General features: G+C 41.9%; 13 protein-coding genes. 8 read left to right on the forward strand and 5 right to left on the reverse strand.

What is annotated here, in order from left to right:
- Nucleotides 1–119: 119 nt before the first annotated feature.
- Entirely contained in the window at nucleotides 120–647 is a 528-nt protein-coding gene (locus Cop2CBH44_RS01670) for a GNAT family N-acetyltransferase (protein ID WP_200755423.1), read from the reverse strand.
- Nucleotides 648–975: 328 nt separating this feature from the next.
- On the opposite strand from Cop2CBH44_RS01670, the gene Cop2CBH44_RS01675 reads away from it, so the two are divergent.
- Together Cop2CBH44_RS01675 and Cop2CBH44_RS01680 are read left to right on the forward strand one after the other, a co-directional pair.
- A complete protein-coding gene (locus tag Cop2CBH44_RS01675; protein WP_021930779.1) occupies nucleotides 976–1,425 on the forward strand; it encodes a cupin domain-containing protein in 450 nt (149 codons plus the stop codon).
- Between the two features lie 903 nt (nucleotides 1,426–2,328).
- Nucleotides 2,329–2,847, forward strand: a complete 519-nt coding sequence (locus tag Cop2CBH44_RS01680) for a methylated-DNA--[protein]-cysteine S-methyltransferase (RefSeq protein ID WP_021930780.1) — start codon at nucleotides 2,329–2,331, stop codon at nucleotides 2,845–2,847.
- A gap of 113 nt (nucleotides 2,848–2,960) precedes the next feature.
- On the opposite strand, the gene Cop2CBH44_RS01685 is transcribed toward Cop2CBH44_RS01680, so the two are convergent.
- Nucleotides 2,961–4,001, reverse strand: coding sequence for a helix-turn-helix domain-containing protein (locus tag Cop2CBH44_RS01685; protein WP_021930781.1), 1,041 nt, complete (start codon nucleotides 3,999–4,001; stop codon nucleotides 2,961–2,963).
- Between the two features lie 585 nt (nucleotides 4,002–4,586).
- On the opposite strand from Cop2CBH44_RS01685, the gene ilvD reads away from it, so the two are divergent.
- The 6 genes from ilvD (at nucleotide 4,587) to Cop2CBH44_RS01715 (ending at nucleotide 12,011) form a co-directional block, all read left to right on the forward strand.
- Complete coding sequence (gene ilvD, locus Cop2CBH44_RS01690) at nucleotides 4,587–6,413, forward strand: dihydroxy-acid dehydratase (RefSeq protein WP_044230940.1); 1,827 nt, start codon at nucleotides 4,587–4,589, stop codon at nucleotides 6,411–6,413.
- Between the two features lie 43 nt (nucleotides 6,414–6,456).
- Nucleotides 6,457–8,166: a biosynthetic-type acetolactate synthase large subunit gene (gene ilvB / locus Cop2CBH44_RS01695; RefSeq protein WP_200755424.1), complete on the forward strand. Its 1,710-nt coding sequence runs from the start codon at nucleotides 6,457–6,459 to the stop codon at nucleotides 8,164–8,166.
- Between the two features lie 5 nt (nucleotides 8,167–8,171).
- Complete coding sequence (ilvN, locus tag Cop2CBH44_RS01700) at nucleotides 8,172–8,726, forward strand: acetolactate synthase small subunit (protein ID WP_087880369.1); 555 nt, start codon at nucleotides 8,172–8,174, stop codon at nucleotides 8,724–8,726.
- On the forward strand, nucleotides 8,710–9,471 hold the full coding sequence (locus tag Cop2CBH44_RS01705; RefSeq protein ID WP_200755425.1) for an acyl-[acyl-carrier-protein] thioesterase: 762 nt from the start codon (nucleotides 8,710–8,712) through the stop codon (nucleotides 9,469–9,471). Before ilvN ends, Cop2CBH44_RS01705 begins: the two co-directional genes overlap by 17 nt.
- A gap of 45 nt (nucleotides 9,472–9,516) precedes the next feature.
- On the forward strand, nucleotides 9,517–10,563 hold the full coding sequence (ilvC, locus tag Cop2CBH44_RS01710) for a ketol-acid reductoisomerase (RefSeq protein ID WP_021930786.1): 1,047 nt from the start codon (nucleotides 9,517–9,519) through the stop codon (nucleotides 10,561–10,563).
- A 383-nt stretch (nucleotides 10,564–10,946) separates the two neighbouring features.
- Nucleotides 10,947–12,011: a L,D-transpeptidase gene (locus tag Cop2CBH44_RS01715; RefSeq protein ID WP_021930753.1), complete on the forward strand. Its 1,065-nt coding sequence runs from the start codon at nucleotides 10,947–10,949 to the stop codon at nucleotides 12,009–12,011.
- Between the two features lie 255 nt (nucleotides 12,012–12,266).
- Here the strand turns inward: Cop2CBH44_RS01715 and Cop2CBH44_RS01720 are convergent, their stop codons facing one another.
- The 3 genes from Cop2CBH44_RS01720 to Cop2CBH44_RS01730 all read right to left on the reverse strand — a co-directional run bounded on the left by Cop2CBH44_RS01720 (nucleotide 12,267) and on the right by Cop2CBH44_RS01730 (nucleotide 17,991).
- On the reverse strand, nucleotides 12,267–13,232 hold the full coding sequence (locus Cop2CBH44_RS01720) for an alkaline phosphatase family protein (protein WP_021930752.1): 966 nt from the start codon (nucleotides 13,230–13,232) through the stop codon (nucleotides 12,267–12,269).
- 930 nt (nucleotides 13,233–14,162) lie between these two features.
- Nucleotides 14,163–15,239 carry a tRNA 2-thiouridine(34) synthase MnmA gene (mnmA, locus tag Cop2CBH44_RS01725; protein WP_021930751.1) on the reverse strand — a complete coding sequence of 359 codons (1,077 nt, stop codon included), beginning with the start codon at nucleotides 15,237–15,239 and terminating at the stop codon, nucleotides 14,163–14,165.
- Between the two features lie 586 nt (nucleotides 15,240–15,825).
- Complete coding sequence (locus Cop2CBH44_RS01730; protein WP_021930750.1) at nucleotides 15,826–17,991, reverse strand: S46 family peptidase; 2,166 nt, start codon at nucleotides 17,989–17,991, stop codon at nucleotides 15,826–15,828.
- Between the last annotated feature and the right edge of the window lie 36 nt (nucleotides 17,992–18,027).

Raw genomic sequence — 18,027 nt, forward strand, 5'->3', positions numbered from 1 at the left:
GAAGATTTTTGTTAAATCTTTTTTGCGATTTGTGTAGGTGTCGGTAACTCACTGTAATCTGGTTTTGCAGGAGCGAATCCAAAGTATTATTCTATGCAAAGAAAATGCAACACGGATGTTTATAACCTTGAAATGATAACAGGTAGTCTTTTTTCCCTGCGGATACCTACATAAAGCCCATCCTTGCATCGTCCGGCCTCCACATAACCTTTAGAGGCATAGTACTCATTGAGATAAATATTGTCCTCAGCACAGTCAAGGCGCATACAATGCTTGCCGTGTTCAATGCCCAACCGTTCCGACTCCTCAATTATCCGTACTCCGGCACCTTTCACTCCAGGGGCTGTCACGAGGTTATGAATATAATAGGCTGGAACATCGGCCTTATCCAGCCAACGGTCATCACTCTGATAGAGTACCACAGCCCCGGCCAATTTGCCGTCATTGGCATTGAGCAAAATATATAATGTGCCGAGTTCACATTGTTCCTTATAATATGAGACCGGATATCGTTCAAGATAGCCGGTTGTATTCCACTGATTTATATTATTTTCATCCATCCAGCGGACACGTTCAACATATAATCCGAATATCTCTGCCACTTCACAGCTTTGAGCTGCTCTGAAAACATAATCTATAACTGGCATTTTATTTAAGTGATTCTTATTGTAATTATACATGAAATTGTTTGTCAATGACGGCAAATTTACACAATAAACTGAAAGTCGAGTGTAGCGACAATCTTGTTTTATCTATATCGGGGTGTAGCGTTTATGGTAGATTGGAAATATGAAATATATTTTTTTAATGGACAATCGGTTGATTCTCTGCAAAACCGAGAAAAAAGTAACTATGTAACAAAATTGTAACTTATTGATATTTCGATTTTTAACATATATATTTGCAGGGTAAACAAAATGAAGTGAAACATAGCGATTCCCTTTAAACAATAAGGTCGCTGAAAAAATTACGAAGATGAAACAAATTGAAAAAATTGCAGCCGCAGAAAATTTTAGTGCAGTAAATGTAGGCAAATTGGACGAATTGGGTGATTATCTGTTAGAGTTGGGACCGGAGGTGAAAATTCCGGGAAAAGTATTCGGTGGTGGAGCCGTGGGGGCGACAGGAGGAGAATTCTCATTTCAGATATTCCGTCCGGGAACGGAAACCGGATTTTTGCACACACATAAAAAACATGAAGAACTTTATTTCTTTTTCAAAGGAAAAGGAGAATTTCAAGTAGACGGACAAATATTTCCGGTATCAGAAGGGAGTGTTGTTCGCGTAGCCCCGGACGGCAAGCGCTCTGTACGTAATAACGGTGAAGAACCTCTTATTATGCTCTGTGTACAATATCGAGGAGATACATTTACAACAGAAGATGCCGCAGACGGAAATATATTGGATACTCCCGTTAAATGGTAAAATAAAGAATAAGAGTCGGTTTGGCTTTTGCTCGAACCGGCTTACAGAATTTCGTTGGAGGCTGTTTGCTCCTGATTTTATGAGGATGATAGTGGAGGCTGTTTGGTGCGTACAAATGAGAAAACAAACCGAAAGAAAACGTTTTATCGGAAAATTTGAATACGCTCTAAAATAAGCCGCTTTTGGGTAGAAGAGACACGATTTGTATCATATTGCAAATCATGTCTCTTCATTTGAAAATAAGATAGTTATAATGCAATATTCCCCTCTTGAGAGGGGATAAAGGGGTGTGTTACGGTGGACAGTGCGGCATAGGCAGAAATGTTGCAGGAAGTTGTGTTTGGTGTTGAGAGGAGTTATCCGTCAATCAATAGTGAGAGTTTTTGATTTTAGGAAGCAGAGCTTGAGCGTCACACACCCCCGCCCCTCTCGAGAGGGGAGATTAGGATACTACTTTTCTGTTTGAAAATGAGTATTTAATGTATCAAATTCCCCTCTTGAGAGGGGATGAAGGGGTGTGTGACGATGAGCCGCGCGGTATAGGATGAGATATGAGCAATAAACTCATTATCAGTTATTTGAAGTTGCTTTTGTTCAGCTGCATTATGGTGTAGTAATCAATTCAAGTTGAGATATTCGGCGCTGTCTTTGGAGCAAGGACTATTGATGTTAATCCCGTCTTGGGGAGGTGACTATGACAAAGCGTCATACACGCTGCTATTATTCGTAAATAAGAAAAATATAGAGATGATTTTGCAATACAAATCAAAAATAAACGAATATTTATCAAAAAACATTGATTATTAATCATTATCTTAGCGACAGATGTGTGATGAATATACTTTGAATAGTTTATTTATAGTTAATAACATATTATCTAAAATAAAACCGGAATAAAGTCCTATGGAAACAATTTGTATACAGCATTATGATTCTCCATGCGGAGAGATGATTCTCGGCTCATTTGACGGAAAACTTTGTCTTTGCGATTGGCTGATAGAACGTCGCAGACAGACTATCGATAAGAAAATACAGAAGAAGCTGCGGGCTGCTTACAGAGAGGAAGAATCAGGAGTGATAGCAGAAGCCGTCGGCCAGTTGAACGAATATTTTGCCCGTAAAAGAACTGTATTCGACATACCTTTACTTTTTACCGGAACCGACTTTCAACAACACGTATGGAGTGAGTTATTGAAGATTCCCTATGGGACTACCATATCCTATGGAAAACTGGCTGTCCGTATAGGTGAGCCGAAAGCTGTGCGAGCTGTAGCCAATGCAAACGGTCAAAATCCCATATCCTTGTTTGTACCTTGCCATCGGGTTATCGGCAGTAACCATACACTTACGGGATATGGAGGCGGTTTGCCGGCTAAGAAATTTTTATTGGAATTGGAATCTCCCGCCGGATTGGCGATATAAAAAGTAAAAAATAGCAGATTCACACATACCCCGACAAGAAGAAAATTTCGATTTGGTGTAACAGGGTCACCGGTAAGGACTGTTCCGTCCGAATATCCCGTAATAATAAAATTCTAAAAAAAAGACTTTGATTGCAGCTTTTTAAATTGTGAGGGAGTACAATTATGTTTTTTATAAAATGCCCGGCGGAATGTCGATATAGAATTGAATCCGGTCTTTTCAGCTATTTCCTCCAAAGTATACCGGCAATTAGAATCTGAGAGGAAAACCTCTGCCTGTTGCAGCCGGTAAGAGTTGATAAAGTCAAAAAAGTTTGTATTCAATTCATTATTAAGATATTCAGATAAGTAAGTCCTGTTGGTCCCCAATAGACTGGCCAGTTCCTTTACTGTCAACTGGGGATTATCCGACAAAAACTCCGGTGTCAGTAGTTTTTGTAGCAGAGGAACGAAGACATAATTCGATTTTAGATTGTCGGTCTCTTCCGGTCGGTTTACCTCCTCCAGTTCCGATACGATTTCTTGTCTGTCGCTATAATAGCAGATGACAGACCATAAAACAATCGATGTAGTATAATAAGCAAAATCGACCGGAGGAGAAGGGAAAAAGCAGTTATAAATCCAGACGACAAGGCAACATACAAGAAGCCCTAAAGCCTGCTTGAGCCATCTTACGTTTATATAATCCAAATTCGAATAATTATTTTGCAATAAACGATTATATCGTTTTATCTCTCTGACAAAGTAAAAAAGGGCTACAATCCCGTACATTATAGCATATACGGTATTGGCGACAAAAATTCGATAATTTCCGGTAATAATATAGAAGACAGTAAACAATATGTAAGGTAGGAGGTTCGATATGACAAATTTTCGGGTAAGTGCCAGCGGACGGAGTAAGGCCATCAGATAGAAAGCACAGGCTGCTACAGCCCACATGTCGATAGACATTAATAACGTCTCGGCATACTCGGATTGACGTATGGCCGGCAACATCAGCAAGATATCTTTCCAGAATAAAATTGCCCAGAACAACAATACATAATATAGAACGAGATTAAATGTCTTGTTTTGAGGTTTACGCCTGAAGTGCAAAGAAGCCAGCATAAACAACATACACGCTGCTCCATTGGCAAAGTAAGTCAGGTTTTCCATGGTGCATTTATTTACTTGAAAATTACTCTTTCACAAATATAGACATAAAGTATAAATTGTGCAAAGCCAAACAACTGGACAATATATCTGCACCGTACAGAATGCCGATGGCATCAGCCGCCTCTAAGAGATTGTTAAATCTCCTTCAAGGTAAATTACGGTAACTGGATAGATGTTGCCGGTAGGAGACTGAAGTTTCGTTGAGAAGGTCACAGGATGTAAATGATTGAAAAATAGGTATTACTTTGTCATTTTTTGAGAATTATTTATGATAAATTGAAATAAAACCCGAATCAATTCTAATATTTTTTCAATTAACCTGCATTTTTTTTGACATATTATTTGGATAATAGAACTAAACCCTATACATTTGCAATGTGATTTTAAAACAATATGTAATGATTAGCCAAACTACAATACACCTCATTAACCTATTAGGTTTATCTCTACTCAGTGTCGTCGTGCGCGAGGAGAAATGAGAAAGGTATGTAGTTGCTTTATGTGGAAACATAAACTAAAAATAAAGTAATAAAGCCTTTCTAACATCAGAGAGGCTTTTTTATTATATAGAAAATGGAAACGAGGATGAAACATCAGTTACGCAGTGCAACCAGCACGCAAGGCCGCCGGATGGCAGGAGCAAGAGCTCTTTGGCGAGCCAACGGAATGAAAGAAGAACAACTGGGAAAACCGGTTATCGCTATAGTCAATTCTTTTACACAGTTTGTACCCGGACATGTGCATTTGCACGAAATCGGGCAGAAAGTAAAGGCCGAAATCGAAAAGCTGGGTTGCTTCGCCGCTGAATTCAATACGATAGCCATCGACGATGGTATTGCAATGGGGCATGACGGTATGCTCTATTCGCTCCCTTCGCGAGACCTTATAGCCGATAGTGTCGAATATATGGTAAATGCCCATAAAGCCGATGCAATGGTATGTATTAGCAATTGCGACAAAATCACGCCGGGCATGCTGATGGCAGCCATGCGGCTCAATATACCGGCAATTTTTGTATCGGGAGGACCCATGGAAGCCGGACATCTCGATGGCCGGGCCCTTGACCTGATAGATGTGATGATAGAGGCAGGTGATGACTCGGTGAGCGATAAACAGGTAGAAGAGGTAGAACACTCGGCTTGCCCTACATGCGGCTCTTGTTCGGGGATGTTCACCGCCAATTCGATGAACAGCCTCAACGAAGCCCTGGGGCTGGCGTTGCCGGGAAATGGTACGATTGTCGCCACACACCGCAATCGCGAACAATTGTTCGTAAAAGCAGCCAAAATCATAGTCGATAACTGTTACAAATATTATCGTGACGGCGACGACTCCGTATTGCCCCGGAGCATAGCCACGCGTCCCGCGTTTCTCAATGCCATGACTATGGATATAGCGATGGGGGGTTCCACCAATACCGTATTGCACCTGTTGGCAATAGCACATGAAGCAGAAGTAGACTTTTCGATGGACGACATAGATATGCTTTCCCGCAAGTCGCCCGTATTGTGCAAGGTAGCCCCTAACTCACACTATCATATTCAGGACGTAAATAGGGCAGGGGGTATTCTCTCTATATTGAGTATATTGAGAAAACAAGGACTATTGGATACTTCGGTAAAGCGTGTCGACGGTATGACATTAGATGAGGCGATAGACCGTTATGCAATAGACGGAGCACAGTTCGGTGAAGAAGCCGAAGCACTTTGGAAGAGTGCTCCGGCCAACAAATTCAACTTGAAAATGGCTTCCCAGAGCAGCACATATAAAGAACTCGATACCGACCGTGTATCCGGGTGTATCCGAGATTTTGACCATGCCTATGTAAAAGACGGAGGTCTGGCTGTGTTGAAGGGAAATATTGCCCAGGACGGATGTGTTGTAAAAACAGCCGGAGTTGATGAAAGCATTTTCCATTTTGTAGGCAAAGCCAAAGTCTTTCAGTCACAAGAAGAAGCCTGCGAAGGAATTTTGGGTGGTAAAGTCCAGAGCGGGGATGTGGTGGTCATCACGCACGAAGGGCCCAAAGGCGGGCCGGGAATGCAGGAGATGTTGTACCCGACATCCTATATCAAATCGCGGCATTTGGGAAAAGAGTGTGCCTTGATTACCGACGGACGTTTCTCTGGGGGAACTTCGGGACTCTCTATCGGGCATGTTTCTCCGGAAGCCGCAGCAGGCGGCAATATCGGATTGGTAAGAGATGGAGACATAATCGATATCAATATACCGGAACGTACGATAAACGTACGAGTCAGTGAGGCCGAACTGGCCGAACGCCGGGCACAAGAAGAAGCCCGCGGACGCGAGGCCTTTACACCACGCAGCCGTAATCGGGAAATATCCAAAGCTCTTCGTGCTTACGCTGCTATGGTAAGTTCGGCCGATAAAGGTGGCGTGAGAATGATTTGATCAATAGAGTATCTTTATACAATTATTTTACTGACGAAACAGTATGGCAAAAGAAAAAATATCAGGTTCAGAAGCATTGATACGCTCACTTCTGGCCGAAAATGTAAAAACTATATACGGTTATCCCGGCGGTGCGATAATGCCGGTATTCGACTGCCTGTACGATTATAAAGACCGGATTCGGCACATTTTGGTACGGCACGAGCAGGGGGCTACCCATGCAGCACAAGGACATGCTCGTGTATCGGGAGAAGTAGGTGTCGTGTTGGTGACCTCCGGTCCGGCAGCGACCAATATTATAACCGGGGTGACAGATGCGATGATAGACAGTACCCCCCTTGTTGTGATTACCGGACAAGTATCGTCGTCCCTGTTGGGAACCGATGCCTTTCAGGAAACCGATGTTGTAGGTATCACACAGCCAGTGACCAAATGGAGTTACCAGATACGACATGCCAACGATATAGCCGGAGCAGTAGCCAGAGCATTTTATATTGCGCGTACCGGACGTCCGGGACCTGTCGTGCTCGACTTGGCCAAAGATGCACAACAAGGAATGACAGAGTTCGAATACAAAGAATGTAATTATATCCGTAGCTATATACCTTATCCCGAAATAAACGATGAAGAGATAAAAAAAGCTGCCGAGCTCATAAATGCGGCTCAGAAACCCTTTCTGTTATTGGGGCAAGGAGTAGTGTTGAGCCATGCCGAGCAAGAGTTGATGGAGATGGTCGAGAAAGCCGATATTCCGGTAGGCTGCACATTACTGGGATTGTCGGCTATGCCTACTGACCATCCCTTGAATAAAGGGATGCTGGGAATGCATGGTAATGTAGGCCCCAATATCAAAACCAACGAATGCGATGTGTTGATTGCCGTAGGCATGCGGTTCGACGACCGAGTTACCGGTGACTTGAATACCTATGCCAGACAAGCCAAAGTGATTCATTTTGACATAGACGCCTCTGAGTTTGACAAAAATGTCAAGACAGAAGTCTCGGTTCTGGGTGATGCCAAAGCGACCCTGTCGAGCCTGATACCTTTATTGGAGAAGAAAAAACATACAGCATGGATAGAGAGCTTTGCCGTATGTGAAGAAAAAGAATATGATAAAGTAATTTCTAAAGAACTCTTTCCGGCAGATGGTCCGATACAGATGGGTGAAGTGGTAAGGAAAGTTTCCGAAGCCACCGCCAATAAGGCCATATTAGTAACCGATGTTGGGCAGAACCAGATGTTCGGAGCCCGGTATTTCAAGTTTACCCAGACACGAAGCATTGTTACCTCCGGCGGATTAGGGACGATGGGCTTCGGCCTTCCTGCTGCTATCGGAGCGAAAATCGGAGCACCGGAACGTACCGTTTGCCTTTTTGTCGGTGATGGAGGATTGCAGATGACCATAGAAGAATTGGGCGTTATCATGCAGTACGGAGTCGATGTAAAAATAATACTGTTGAACAATAACTTTTTGGGTATGGTGCGGCAGTGGCAACAACTGTTTTTCCACGAACGCTATTCCGAAACCCCTATGCTCAATCCCGATTTCGTGGCCTTGGCAGCATCCTACGGGATAAAAGGCCGTGATGTCGAACGTCGCGAGCAGCTCGACGATGCCATTGCAGAAATGTTGTCCCATAAAGGAGCCTATCTGCTCAATGTTGCAGTAGAAGAAAAAGGAATGGTCTTCCCGATGACTCCGGCTGGTTCATGCGTCACCAATATTATGTTGAATGTAAACGAAAAATACTGAGAAACATCATGGATAAGACACTATATACCGTAACCGTTTACTCCGAAAACCAAGTCGGGTTGCTCAACCAGATTTCGATTATCTTTACCCGGCGACGGTTAAATATCGAAAGTCTCTCCGTATCGGCGTCAGCCATCGAAGGAGTACATAAATTTACCATAACCACTTGGAGCGATTTGGATACGATGATCAAAGTCGTAAAGCAGATAGAAAAAAAGATTGATGTACTCAAAGCATTCTATTATACAGACGACGAAATCGTATATCAGGAAGTAGCCCTTTATAAAGTAGCTACCGATAAATTACTCGACGATAGCAGTATCGAAGAACTGGTACGCCGGCATAATGCCCGTATACTGGAAGTGAACCGTACCTATACCGTAATAGAAAAGTCCGGACATCCCGAAGAGACCCAGCAGCTTTTCGAAGAACTCAGTAAGTATGGCGTTATGCAATTTGTTCGTTCCGGACGTGTGGCCATAACAAAATCGACAGTAGAACACGTCAGCATCTTTTTGGAAGAACAAGAAGGCCGACGCAATAATGGAGAGAGTAGGTAAAATGGAACTTCAGAAAGTAGCATCGTACACATACGCTGTAGAGCCGGCAGAAGTCAATGCACAAGGCGAGCTTCCTCTGACGGTTTTGGCACAGCGGATACTGGAGACGGCAACATTCCATGCCGAATCGTGGGCCGTAGGATATAGTACCCTGATACAAAACGACCAGGCATGGGTACTGGCGCGGTTGGCAATAGAGATGCAGGCGTATCCGCGGATAGGAGATACCTATGTTATTTCTACTTGGATAGAAGGATACAATAAGCATTTCTCGGCACGTAATTTTGAGTTTGCCGGAAAAGACGGGCGCATTTATGGATATGCCCGTTCTATATGGTCAGTGATAGACATGCAAACCCGCACATCAGCCGACTTGACCACGTTCGAATATCTGGCAGAACGCATATCGGACAAGGAGTGCCCTATCGAGCGGCAGTCGAAGCTGAAACCCGTACAAGGAGAACCATTGCTTGCCTATCCCGTACGATACAGCGACATCGACCTCAATCGGCATGTAAACAGTGTGAAATATATAGAGCACATGCTCGACAGCTTCACTTTGCAGCAATATGATGAAAAATATATAAAGCGTTTTGAGATAAACTATATCAGTGAAGCTCGATATGGTATGGACTTTAAAATATATCGTAACGAGTTAGATGCGGATATTTTTGCAATTGACATCAAAAATAATGAAGATGAGGCTGTTTGCAGGGGCAAAGTTACCTTTATTCCCCGGCGATAAGCGAAGATAGTATAAGTATAAACCTTTTATAAATTAAAAAGAAAAATGGCAATTATGAATTTTGGCGGTGTTGACGAAAATGTAGTTACCCGTGAAGAGTTTCCTTTGGAAAAAGCGAGAGAAGTATTGAAAAATGAGACCATTGCAGTAATCGGTTATGGAGTACAGGGACCCGGACAGAGCCTCAATTTGCGCGATAACGGATTCAATGTAATTGTCGGACAACGTAAAAACTCCAAGACATGGGATAAAGCCGTAGCCGACGGGTGGGTACCCGGTGAAACACTCTTCGAGATAGAAGAAGCTTGCGAAAGAGGTACAATTATACAATACTTGCTTTCCGATGCAGCCCAAATCGAAGTTTGGCCTACCGTAAAAAAACACCTTACAGCCGGCAAGACACTCTATTTCTCACATGGTTTCGCCATTACATATAAAGAACGTACAGGAATCGTTCCTCCCGCCGATGTGGATGTAATCCTTGTAGCACCCAAAGGGTCAGGTACGAGCCTGCGTCGCATGTTCCTTCAGGGACGGGGATTGAATTCCAGTTATGCTGTATTCCAGGATGCTACAGGTAAGGCAAAAGAAAAAGTGATAGCTTTGGGCATAGGCGTAGGTTCGGGTTATCTGTTCGAGACAACCTTCAAACGCGAAGTTTATTCAGACCTTACCGGTGAACGCGGTACCCTGATGGGAGCTATTCAAGGCTTGTTTGCCGCACAGTACGACGTATTACGTGCCAACGGACATTCACCTTCGGAAGCATTTAATGAAACCATCGAAGAGCTTACACAATCATTGATGCCCCTTGTAGCGGAAAACGGAATGGATTGGATGTATGCCAACTGTTCTACCACTGCACAACGGGGAGCCTTGGATTGGTGGAAGAAATTCAGGGATGCCACAAAACCCGTGTTCGAAGAATTGTACAGCGAAGTAGCCAAAGGAAACGAAGCACAACGCTCTATCGATACCAACAGTAAGCCCGACTATCGCAAAGGCCTCGAAGCTGAGTTGAAAGAATTGCGCGATAGCGAAATGTGGCAAGCCGGAGTTATGGTGCGCAAACTTCGTCCCGAAAATAACTGATATAAAAAAGAGAGTATAAATAGCCTCCGGGCAAGGAGAAGAGACACGATTTGCTATGTGATACAAATCGTGTCTCTTTATTTTTATATGACAGATTAAGCTTCTATTTTTTTATTGAAAATGAGATAGTTATAATAGAAAATTCCCCTCTCGAGAGGGGATTAAGGGGTGTGTTACGATGAGCATTGCAGTATAAAATGAAATACTGCGAGATGCAGTTATTACTTCTATTTGGAAAGTTCAGATAGGCACTTAATCTCTCGGATAGTGTAAATACCAAAATAAATTTTTAAATTGCACCATATTGGATATGGAAATGACAAAAGGAATTTAGCGCCTAAAATTGTTATTGAATATATAGTCATAAAGAAACATTGTATTTAATGAAACATAATACGCTATTTAAACAGCTTCCTGTATATATACTTATCTGTCTCTATGGATTAGTATCATGTACACACCGTCCGGACAGAAAAGAACAGATAGAAGCAGCAACAGCCGATACCCTGTCAGTATTGAATATGACCGACACCACAATGGCCGATACGGTATTCACCGATACGGTGGTATTACACAAGACATGGGTAGAAAAAGTCAAGATAAAAAAAGAATATCTGTACGATAACCATTCCTTAGGCGACACTTATCCATATAAAGACACAGTACGCGTTTTTCAGTGGACAAAAATTAAAAGGCATCTGGCCAGGATAGATTCTTTGCAGTCACATCCGCAACGGTGGGGAGTATTGCAAAACTACAAAAACCGGAACGGAGAAGCCCCGTTGGTAAAAAATTTTCACCGGAATGCCTACCGCCGTATTTCCGATTCGTTGGAAGTAGAACGTTACCAGTCGGTTCCCCTGTATTCAGACAGAGATTCCCTGGCTCCTGAGCTTTACGGTAGAGACGGTTCATTGGTAAAAGTCATAGATACCGATTCCGTATTTGTCAAGATTATCGGAGTCAGTTTCGACGGCAATTGGTCTGTTCCGGTACGTTACGTAAAACACATTGCCGACACCGTAGTATTTTATAAAACAGTTTTTGTCGATGTTACCAATCAGAATATAACGACCCTTGAAAAGAAAGACTCCGTATGGCTTGTACGGAGCATGAACCCCGCAACGACCGGGATGCACAAACCTCCATATATGCAGGAGACTCCGCTCGGACTCTTCGTCATACAAGAACATAAACCCAAGATGATATATTTACAGGATGGCAAGCCCAAACACGGAGGCTTTGCCCCATATGCCAGCCGGTTTACCAATGGCGGATATATCCATGGTGTTCCGGTCAATGTACCCCATACCGAAATGATAGAATACAGTCCCTCATTGGGGACAACACCCCGTTCCCATATGTGCGTACGCAATGCAACCTCCCATGCCCGGTTTATATACGAGTGGGCACCGCCTTTAGAATCTTTGGTTTTCGTTATCGATTAGAAAGTAATTATATATTGCATTTATTCATTTTTTCTTTATAAACAATTTTATTAGTCGTTGTCTATTATTGGGTGGATTTGAAATCGTCGGGATTATGTCTATAACCTTTGTTACTAAAAAATCTATTCATAACTATCAGGGGGAAAGATTGTTATGGATAGATTTTTTTAGAAAATCCTGACCGAAATTTATTCGTTTCTGCCGGATATTCAAATTATATCATCATGACAAGAAAATATGGAGATAAAATGTACTTTATTTAAAAATAGAAGTAGGTACTTCCCCGGTCCAGCATAAAGGTTGCTCGACTTCAAACAAATGTAGAATAACGGATGCTGTATTCACAGTATTGTTTGCTTCCTTCATTTTCATCCCTTTAGCAATATGAGGTCCGGTTATGCCCCAAGGTACAACCATTTCATCTGTACTGACACCTCCATGTCCGTATTCAATCCCGCCGTGGTCTGTTAAGAACATAAAATGGGTCTCGTCATACAAATTTTCCTGTTTCATTTTGTCAATAAACTTACCTATCTCTATATCAGCTTCTTCAATAGAATGAATATATTCTTGTGACATCCACTTGTATTTATGTCCGGCATGATCCGTATGTACTGAGTAAAGAAATACCAATGTTGGCTCTTCTCGGTTTTTTACCAGAAAATTGAAAGCTTTTTCATAATTTAGAAGATAGGCATCTTCTTTCAGGAAACTGACTTCATCCAGATACTGTTGATTATATGGATAGATTAAATTAAGCCAGTTGTAATAGAATGCGGTTTTTATATGTGGATTAGCATCTTTAAGAACTTTAAAAACAGAGGGATAATACCCCTCTGAGTCTGTCTCGACACTTGGTAATTGGTGTTTAGAAAGAGTCCAGCCATTATCTACTACCCCATGTTGTTCGGGACCGCTGCCCGTCAGATGGCTTGTCCAATTGGGTAAAGTGATTGAAGGCATTACAACACGAGTTTCTAAAGATAATACTCCTTCTGAAAACAAAGTATCCAAATTGGGCGTTTTTGCCTGTTGAAATCCATCTACACATATTCCGTCTAGGCCAAGTAAAACTACTCGTTTCTTAGATTTTTTTTTATTTACATCTGAGATTGAAGGAATGGTAGCTAATGCGGTCAGTGGTTGTGGCAAAGTTGCAGCACTAAGAAGTAATGTTCCGGATAATCCCTTTTTAAGGAAGTTTCTTCTTGAAATTTTCATATTATATTTTTTTAGATGATAATATATAAATTGTTTTTCAAATTTTTGGCAAAGAAGCAATAAAGAGGACAAGGTTACAAATAGTGACAAAATTATGTCTCCTCTTTGACAGATAAAGTTGTTGAGCATTATGTTGGTTTCCACGTATTTACAACTTGTAACACGGCAGTAAGAGACATATTTTGCTGTCCAGCTTTCATTTATAATAACAGATTATAAAAAAAAATTACTCATTATAAATTTTTATTATTATTCAACCTCCCATTTTTTTTCAATATAGGCAAAACATTATTTATATTGGGAAAATATTTTTTGTAAACTGTAACAGAAACTTTTGTGGTGAAGGAATAAAAACAGCATGATTAGGAGCTTGTCTAAAATTTGCTCAAGTCAGATTTGAGAGTTTCTTTCAGGGATGTTTTTCTGTTTTTTGAGAAGAGGATAGAGGGCTATCAGACGAATAAAAACAAGGAAAAAAACCGAAAGAAAACACAAAGATAGCATGATAATATTTTTTATTGGGAAATTTGGGCGACAGATGTACGACTGGTTTTAGGAGTATATTTTTATTTTTTATAGCTATGCCGGATAAAAAAAATTTGATTTATTGAACTTAAGTAAAATTAGTTAATAGAATTTTAGCATTATGCATGTTAAAAAATATATCTTTTTCAGCAGAATTATTTTCTATTTTGTAGACAAAATAGAATGAGGCAGAATAATGGATAGCGATAGAATTAAGACTTCATTTTGATTTGGAGATGAAATGTCTTCCGTAATAAGATAGACTTTAGCCCCGTAAGGCTTTGTTTATTGAACGGTTTGTTCCCTTAAAATGGAAATAACTGGAAAATCAAGATTAAAAATTAAATTTTCAAATAGGGAATACTGAATTTCAACGATTAGAATAATCTTAAATAAAGAGATTAATTATCGTTCCGTCGTGATGACGCCGCTTCCCAGGCATAAACGTTGTTCCCGGTCATAAATGACGGCAAACTGTCCGGGGGCGATACCCTGTATCGGAGATTCAGAATGTAAAGAATAAGCCCCTGTAAGTTCATGGCGGGATAAAGTGCCTCGGGAAAATTCAGGAGTATGCCGGTTTTTAAAAGCGACTTCGACCGGATAATCATGTTCATTCCAAGGAGTTCCCGAGATGAAGTGCATTCCGTCGAGGGGAAGCACTTTGCCGTATTGCTTCTCCGTTTCGTATCCGTTCGATACATAAATGATATTTTCATCCGTGTTCTTACCGGTCACATACCAAGGACCACCGCTCAGGCCCAGACCTTTTCTCTGTCCGATGGTGTGGAACCAGAACCCGTTATGTTCCCCGATTTTCCGGCCGGTTTCCAGCTCGATGATAGCCCCTTTCTTTTCCCCTAAATAACGTTTGATAAAATCATTATAATTTATTTTTCCCAGAAAACATATCCCTTGGCTGTCTCTGCGTCGGGCATTAGGCAGTTTGGTCTCTATGGCAATTTGGCGCACTTCGCTTTTTTGCAAGTCACCGATGGGAAAGAGCAGCTTGGATACCTGCAAAGCATTTATCTGCCCCAAGAAATAAGTCTGGTCTTTTTGCTTGTCGGCTGCTGTAGACAAGTATATGCGGTTATCTGGCCCTATTGTGGTATTGGCATAATGCCCTGTAGCAATTTTATCGAAATCCTTACCCCAATATTTTTCAAAAAAACCGAATTTAATCAGTTTATTGCACATCATGTCCGGATTCGGTGTCAGCCCTCTTTTGACAGAATCGATAGTATATTCTATTACATGCTCCCAATATTCCTTATGCAGCGATACCTCCTCAAATCGGCAGCCGTATTTATGAGACAGCCATGTTACTATCTCGATATCCTCCTCAAACGAGCAGTCTCCACCGTCGCCCTCCATGCCGATACGTATATAAAACAATGTCGGGTCTTCACCTCTCTCTTTCAACCTGTGTACGACAACAGCACTGTCTACACCTCCCGAAACCAAAGCTGCTATATTCATTTCTCTTTTTTTTAATTGGGGGTGCAAATCTACAACAAAAATTGCAAAAAACTCTATGAGTCAGTCTAAATTTTACCCGGGTTAGTTTTGATAATTTCTGAAAATTAGGTAGTTATAATAGAAAATTCCCCTCTCGAGAGGGGACCAAGGGGTGTGTTACGATGAGTCGCGTGGCATAGGATGAGATATTGCGAGATACAGATTATAGAAGATGTTCAAGGAGCTATTTTCATTAAAAAATAAGACAGTTATAATGCAATATTCCCCTCTCGAGAGGGGACCAAGGGGTGTGTTACGATGAGTCGCGTGGCATAGGATGAGATATTGCGAGATACAGATTATAGAAGATGTTCAAGGAGCTATTTTCATTAAAAAATAAGACAGTTATAATGCAATATTCCCCTCTCGAGAGGGGATTAAGGGGTGTGTTACGATGAAATAGGCGGCTTAGGATGAGATATTGAAGAGAGTGGGAGCATTTGTCCGGTTTTAAGAGACTGTTCAAATATCGGACGGGCCGTTTCAAAAAAAAAGCCGTTGCACAGTTACTTGCAACGGCTTTTTAGTTTTCTTGTCCCTCGGACAATTATTTGATAATCGTCATTTCATCTATCAAGTGGCGGGCACCGGCATACTTATCGATGATAAAGAGAATATAACGTATATCTACACTGATAGTACGTTGCAAATCTTTTTCAAAGACAATATCGCCACTCATGGCCTCCCAATTGCCGTCGAAAGCCGCACCTATCAATTCTCCGTTGGCATTGATGACCGGGCTACCCGAGTTGCCGCCGGTAATATCGTTATTCGAAAGGAAGCACGTAGGCACCTCCCCGTTTTTCATTGCATATTCACCGAAATCCTTCTTCTCGTAAAGCTCTTTCAGTTTAGCCGGTACGACGAACTCCCAGTTATCGGGATCTTCCTTTTCCATAACACCTTTCAAAGTCGTGAAATAATTATATTCCACACCGTCGGCAGGAGAGTAGGGCAATACCTGTCCGTATGTCATACGTATCGTAAAATTGGCATCCGGATAAGTCGGCTGTCCCTTTTGCATTTCGAGCAAGCCTTTGATATAAGTTTCATTAGCCAAAGTGAAATCCTGGTTATAAGACTTCCTGTCTTTCAGCAGTTCCCTTTGTTTTTTACTTACGGAAGAGGCAAAACGGATCATCAAGTCATTATCAATAGCTTTGACCGACGGTTTTTTGACAAACTTTTCAAAGTTGGCATCACTTCCGTAGATAGATTTGGCAAAAGCATCGTCAACAAATTTGTCTACATTCCCCTTATATTTCTTTTCTATCAGTTCGAATATATCAGGACGGTCCTCCGGTTTTACCTCTTTCATATAAGCTTTCAGCATGGCTTTCGATACACGATTGTCGACTGTCCGGTTATAATCCTGGTTGGCAAACGTCTTGTAAGCCTTCTGCAACTGTTCCAGCTCCTGTTTTACAATATCCTGATTTTTTTGTTCCAAGGCCTCCTTGAGCTTGCCCAAAGAAGTCGGTACTCGCGAAAATTCCACACCCCGCAGCAAACCTTCACTGAGAAGATAATATTGAGACAAGATACCATTTTGAGCTTCTACGGCATTCTTTATCTTTTCCAAAGCCTCGACATATTCCGGATGATTGTTTTTTTCAGCCCAAGCTCTGAAATCGGCTTCTCTCTTTTCTTTCTGTCCGATGACATCCAACTTGTCGATACCCCGGTTCATGCCGATAGCATTTTTCCAGTAGTTGCTTGAGCTGGCATATTTGCTGGCATACTGTATTTGTACTTTAGGGTCGGCCAGCATTTCGGCCAGCAATACCTCCTGCCTTACACCCCTCATTTTTATGCGGATGGCATTCTCGATGTCACGGCGTTGCTTTACCTCCCAAGAAGTATAATAACGGTTGGTCGTTCCGGGGAAGCCCATAATCATGGCATAGTCGCCCTTGTCGATACCCTTCAGCGAGATATTGAAGTAACGCTTGGGCTTCAACGGTATATTCTCTGGAGAATATTTGGCCGGATTACCGTTTTTATCGGTGTATACTCTGAATAGCGAGAAGTCTCCGGTATGGCGAGGCCACATCCAGTTATCGGTATCAGCACCGAATTTTCCGATAGACGAAGGAGGAGCACCTACCATACGAACATCGTCATATACATTCATGGTGAACATGAAGTACCGGTTACCTCCATAAAATGGTTTTATCGAAACCTCTACCCAAGGATGTTCCTCAAGATACTCTTGTCCTATTTTCTTTTTGGCGAGGCTGTCCAGTACACTCGCCTTAAATGCTTTCATCGCATCCTTTTCCACATCATCGGCAAGTTCGGCTTTCACAAAATCAGTAACCTCTTCTATCTTGTCGATAAAGCGTACCTGCAATCCCGGAGTAGGAAGCTCCTCATCGCGGTTCATGGCCCAGAAACCATCCTGCAAATAATTGTGCTCTACGGTGCTATGCTGCTGTATCGAGCTGTATCCGCAATGGTGGTTAGTAAGCAGGAGACCCTCCGGAGAAATAATCTCACCGGTACATCCTCCACCGAAAATAACGACCGCATCTTTCAAAGATGTTGTATCCGGACTGTAGATGTCGTCTACATCAAGTTTCAATCCCAACTCTTTCAAAGTTTCAGTGTTCTGCTGTTTCAAGAAAGGCAACAGCCACATTCCTTCATCAGCCTTTGCCGGAGCGAAAACAATAGCCAAAGCTAAACTCGCAATCCATTTCTTTTGTTTCATAAGCTATTTGGTTTAAGTTGTTTATAATATTCCATT

The sequence above is a fragment of the Coprobacter secundus subsp. similis genome (assembly GCF_015097275.1).
GTDB classification, from domain to species: Bacteria; Bacteroidota; Bacteroidia; order Bacteroidales; family Coprobacteraceae; genus Coprobacter; species Coprobacter secundus.

Coding starts and splice junctions, on each gene's coding strand:
- Cop2CBH44_RS01685 (WP_021930781.1), bottom strand. CDS start 4,001: ATGGAAAACCTGACTTACTTTGCCAATGGAGCAGCGTGTATGTTGTTT.
- Cop2CBH44_RS01730 (WP_021930750.1), bottom strand. CDS start 17,991: ATGAAACAAAAGAAATGGATTGCGAGTTTAGCTTTGGCTATTGTTTTC.
- Cop2CBH44_RS01680 (WP_021930780.1), top strand. CDS start 2,329: ATGGAAACAATTTGTATACAGCATTATGATTCTCCATGCGGAGAGATG.
- ilvB (WP_200755424.1), top strand. CDS start 6,457: ATGGCAAAAGAAAAAATATCAGGTTCAGAAGCATTGATACGCTCACTT.
- Cop2CBH44_RS01675 (WP_021930779.1), top strand. CDS start 976: ATGAAACAAATTGAAAAAATTGCAGCCGCAGAAAATTTTAGTGCAGTA.
- Cop2CBH44_RS01715 (WP_021930753.1), top strand. CDS start 10,947: ATGAAACATAATACGCTATTTAAACAGCTTCCTGTATATATACTTATC.
- ilvD (WP_044230940.1), top strand. CDS start 4,587: ATGAAACATCAGTTACGCAGTGCAACCAGCACGCAAGGCCGCCGGATG.
- mnmA (WP_021930751.1), bottom strand. CDS start 15,239: ATGAATATAGCAGCTTTGGTTTCGGGAGGTGTAGACAGTGCTGTTGTC.
- Cop2CBH44_RS01670 (WP_200755423.1), bottom strand. CDS start 647: ATGCCAGTTATAGATTATGTTTTCAGAGCAGCTCAAAGCTGTGAAGTG.
- Cop2CBH44_RS01705 (WP_200755425.1), top strand. CDS start 8,710: ATGGAGAGAGTAGGTAAAATGGAACTTCAGAAAGTAGCATCGTACACA.
- ilvC (WP_021930786.1), top strand. CDS start 9,517: ATGGCAATTATGAATTTTGGCGGTGTTGACGAAAATGTAGTTACCCGT.
- Cop2CBH44_RS01720 (WP_021930752.1), bottom strand. CDS start 13,232: ATGAAAATTTCAAGAAGAAACTTCCTTAAAAAGGGATTATCCGGAACA.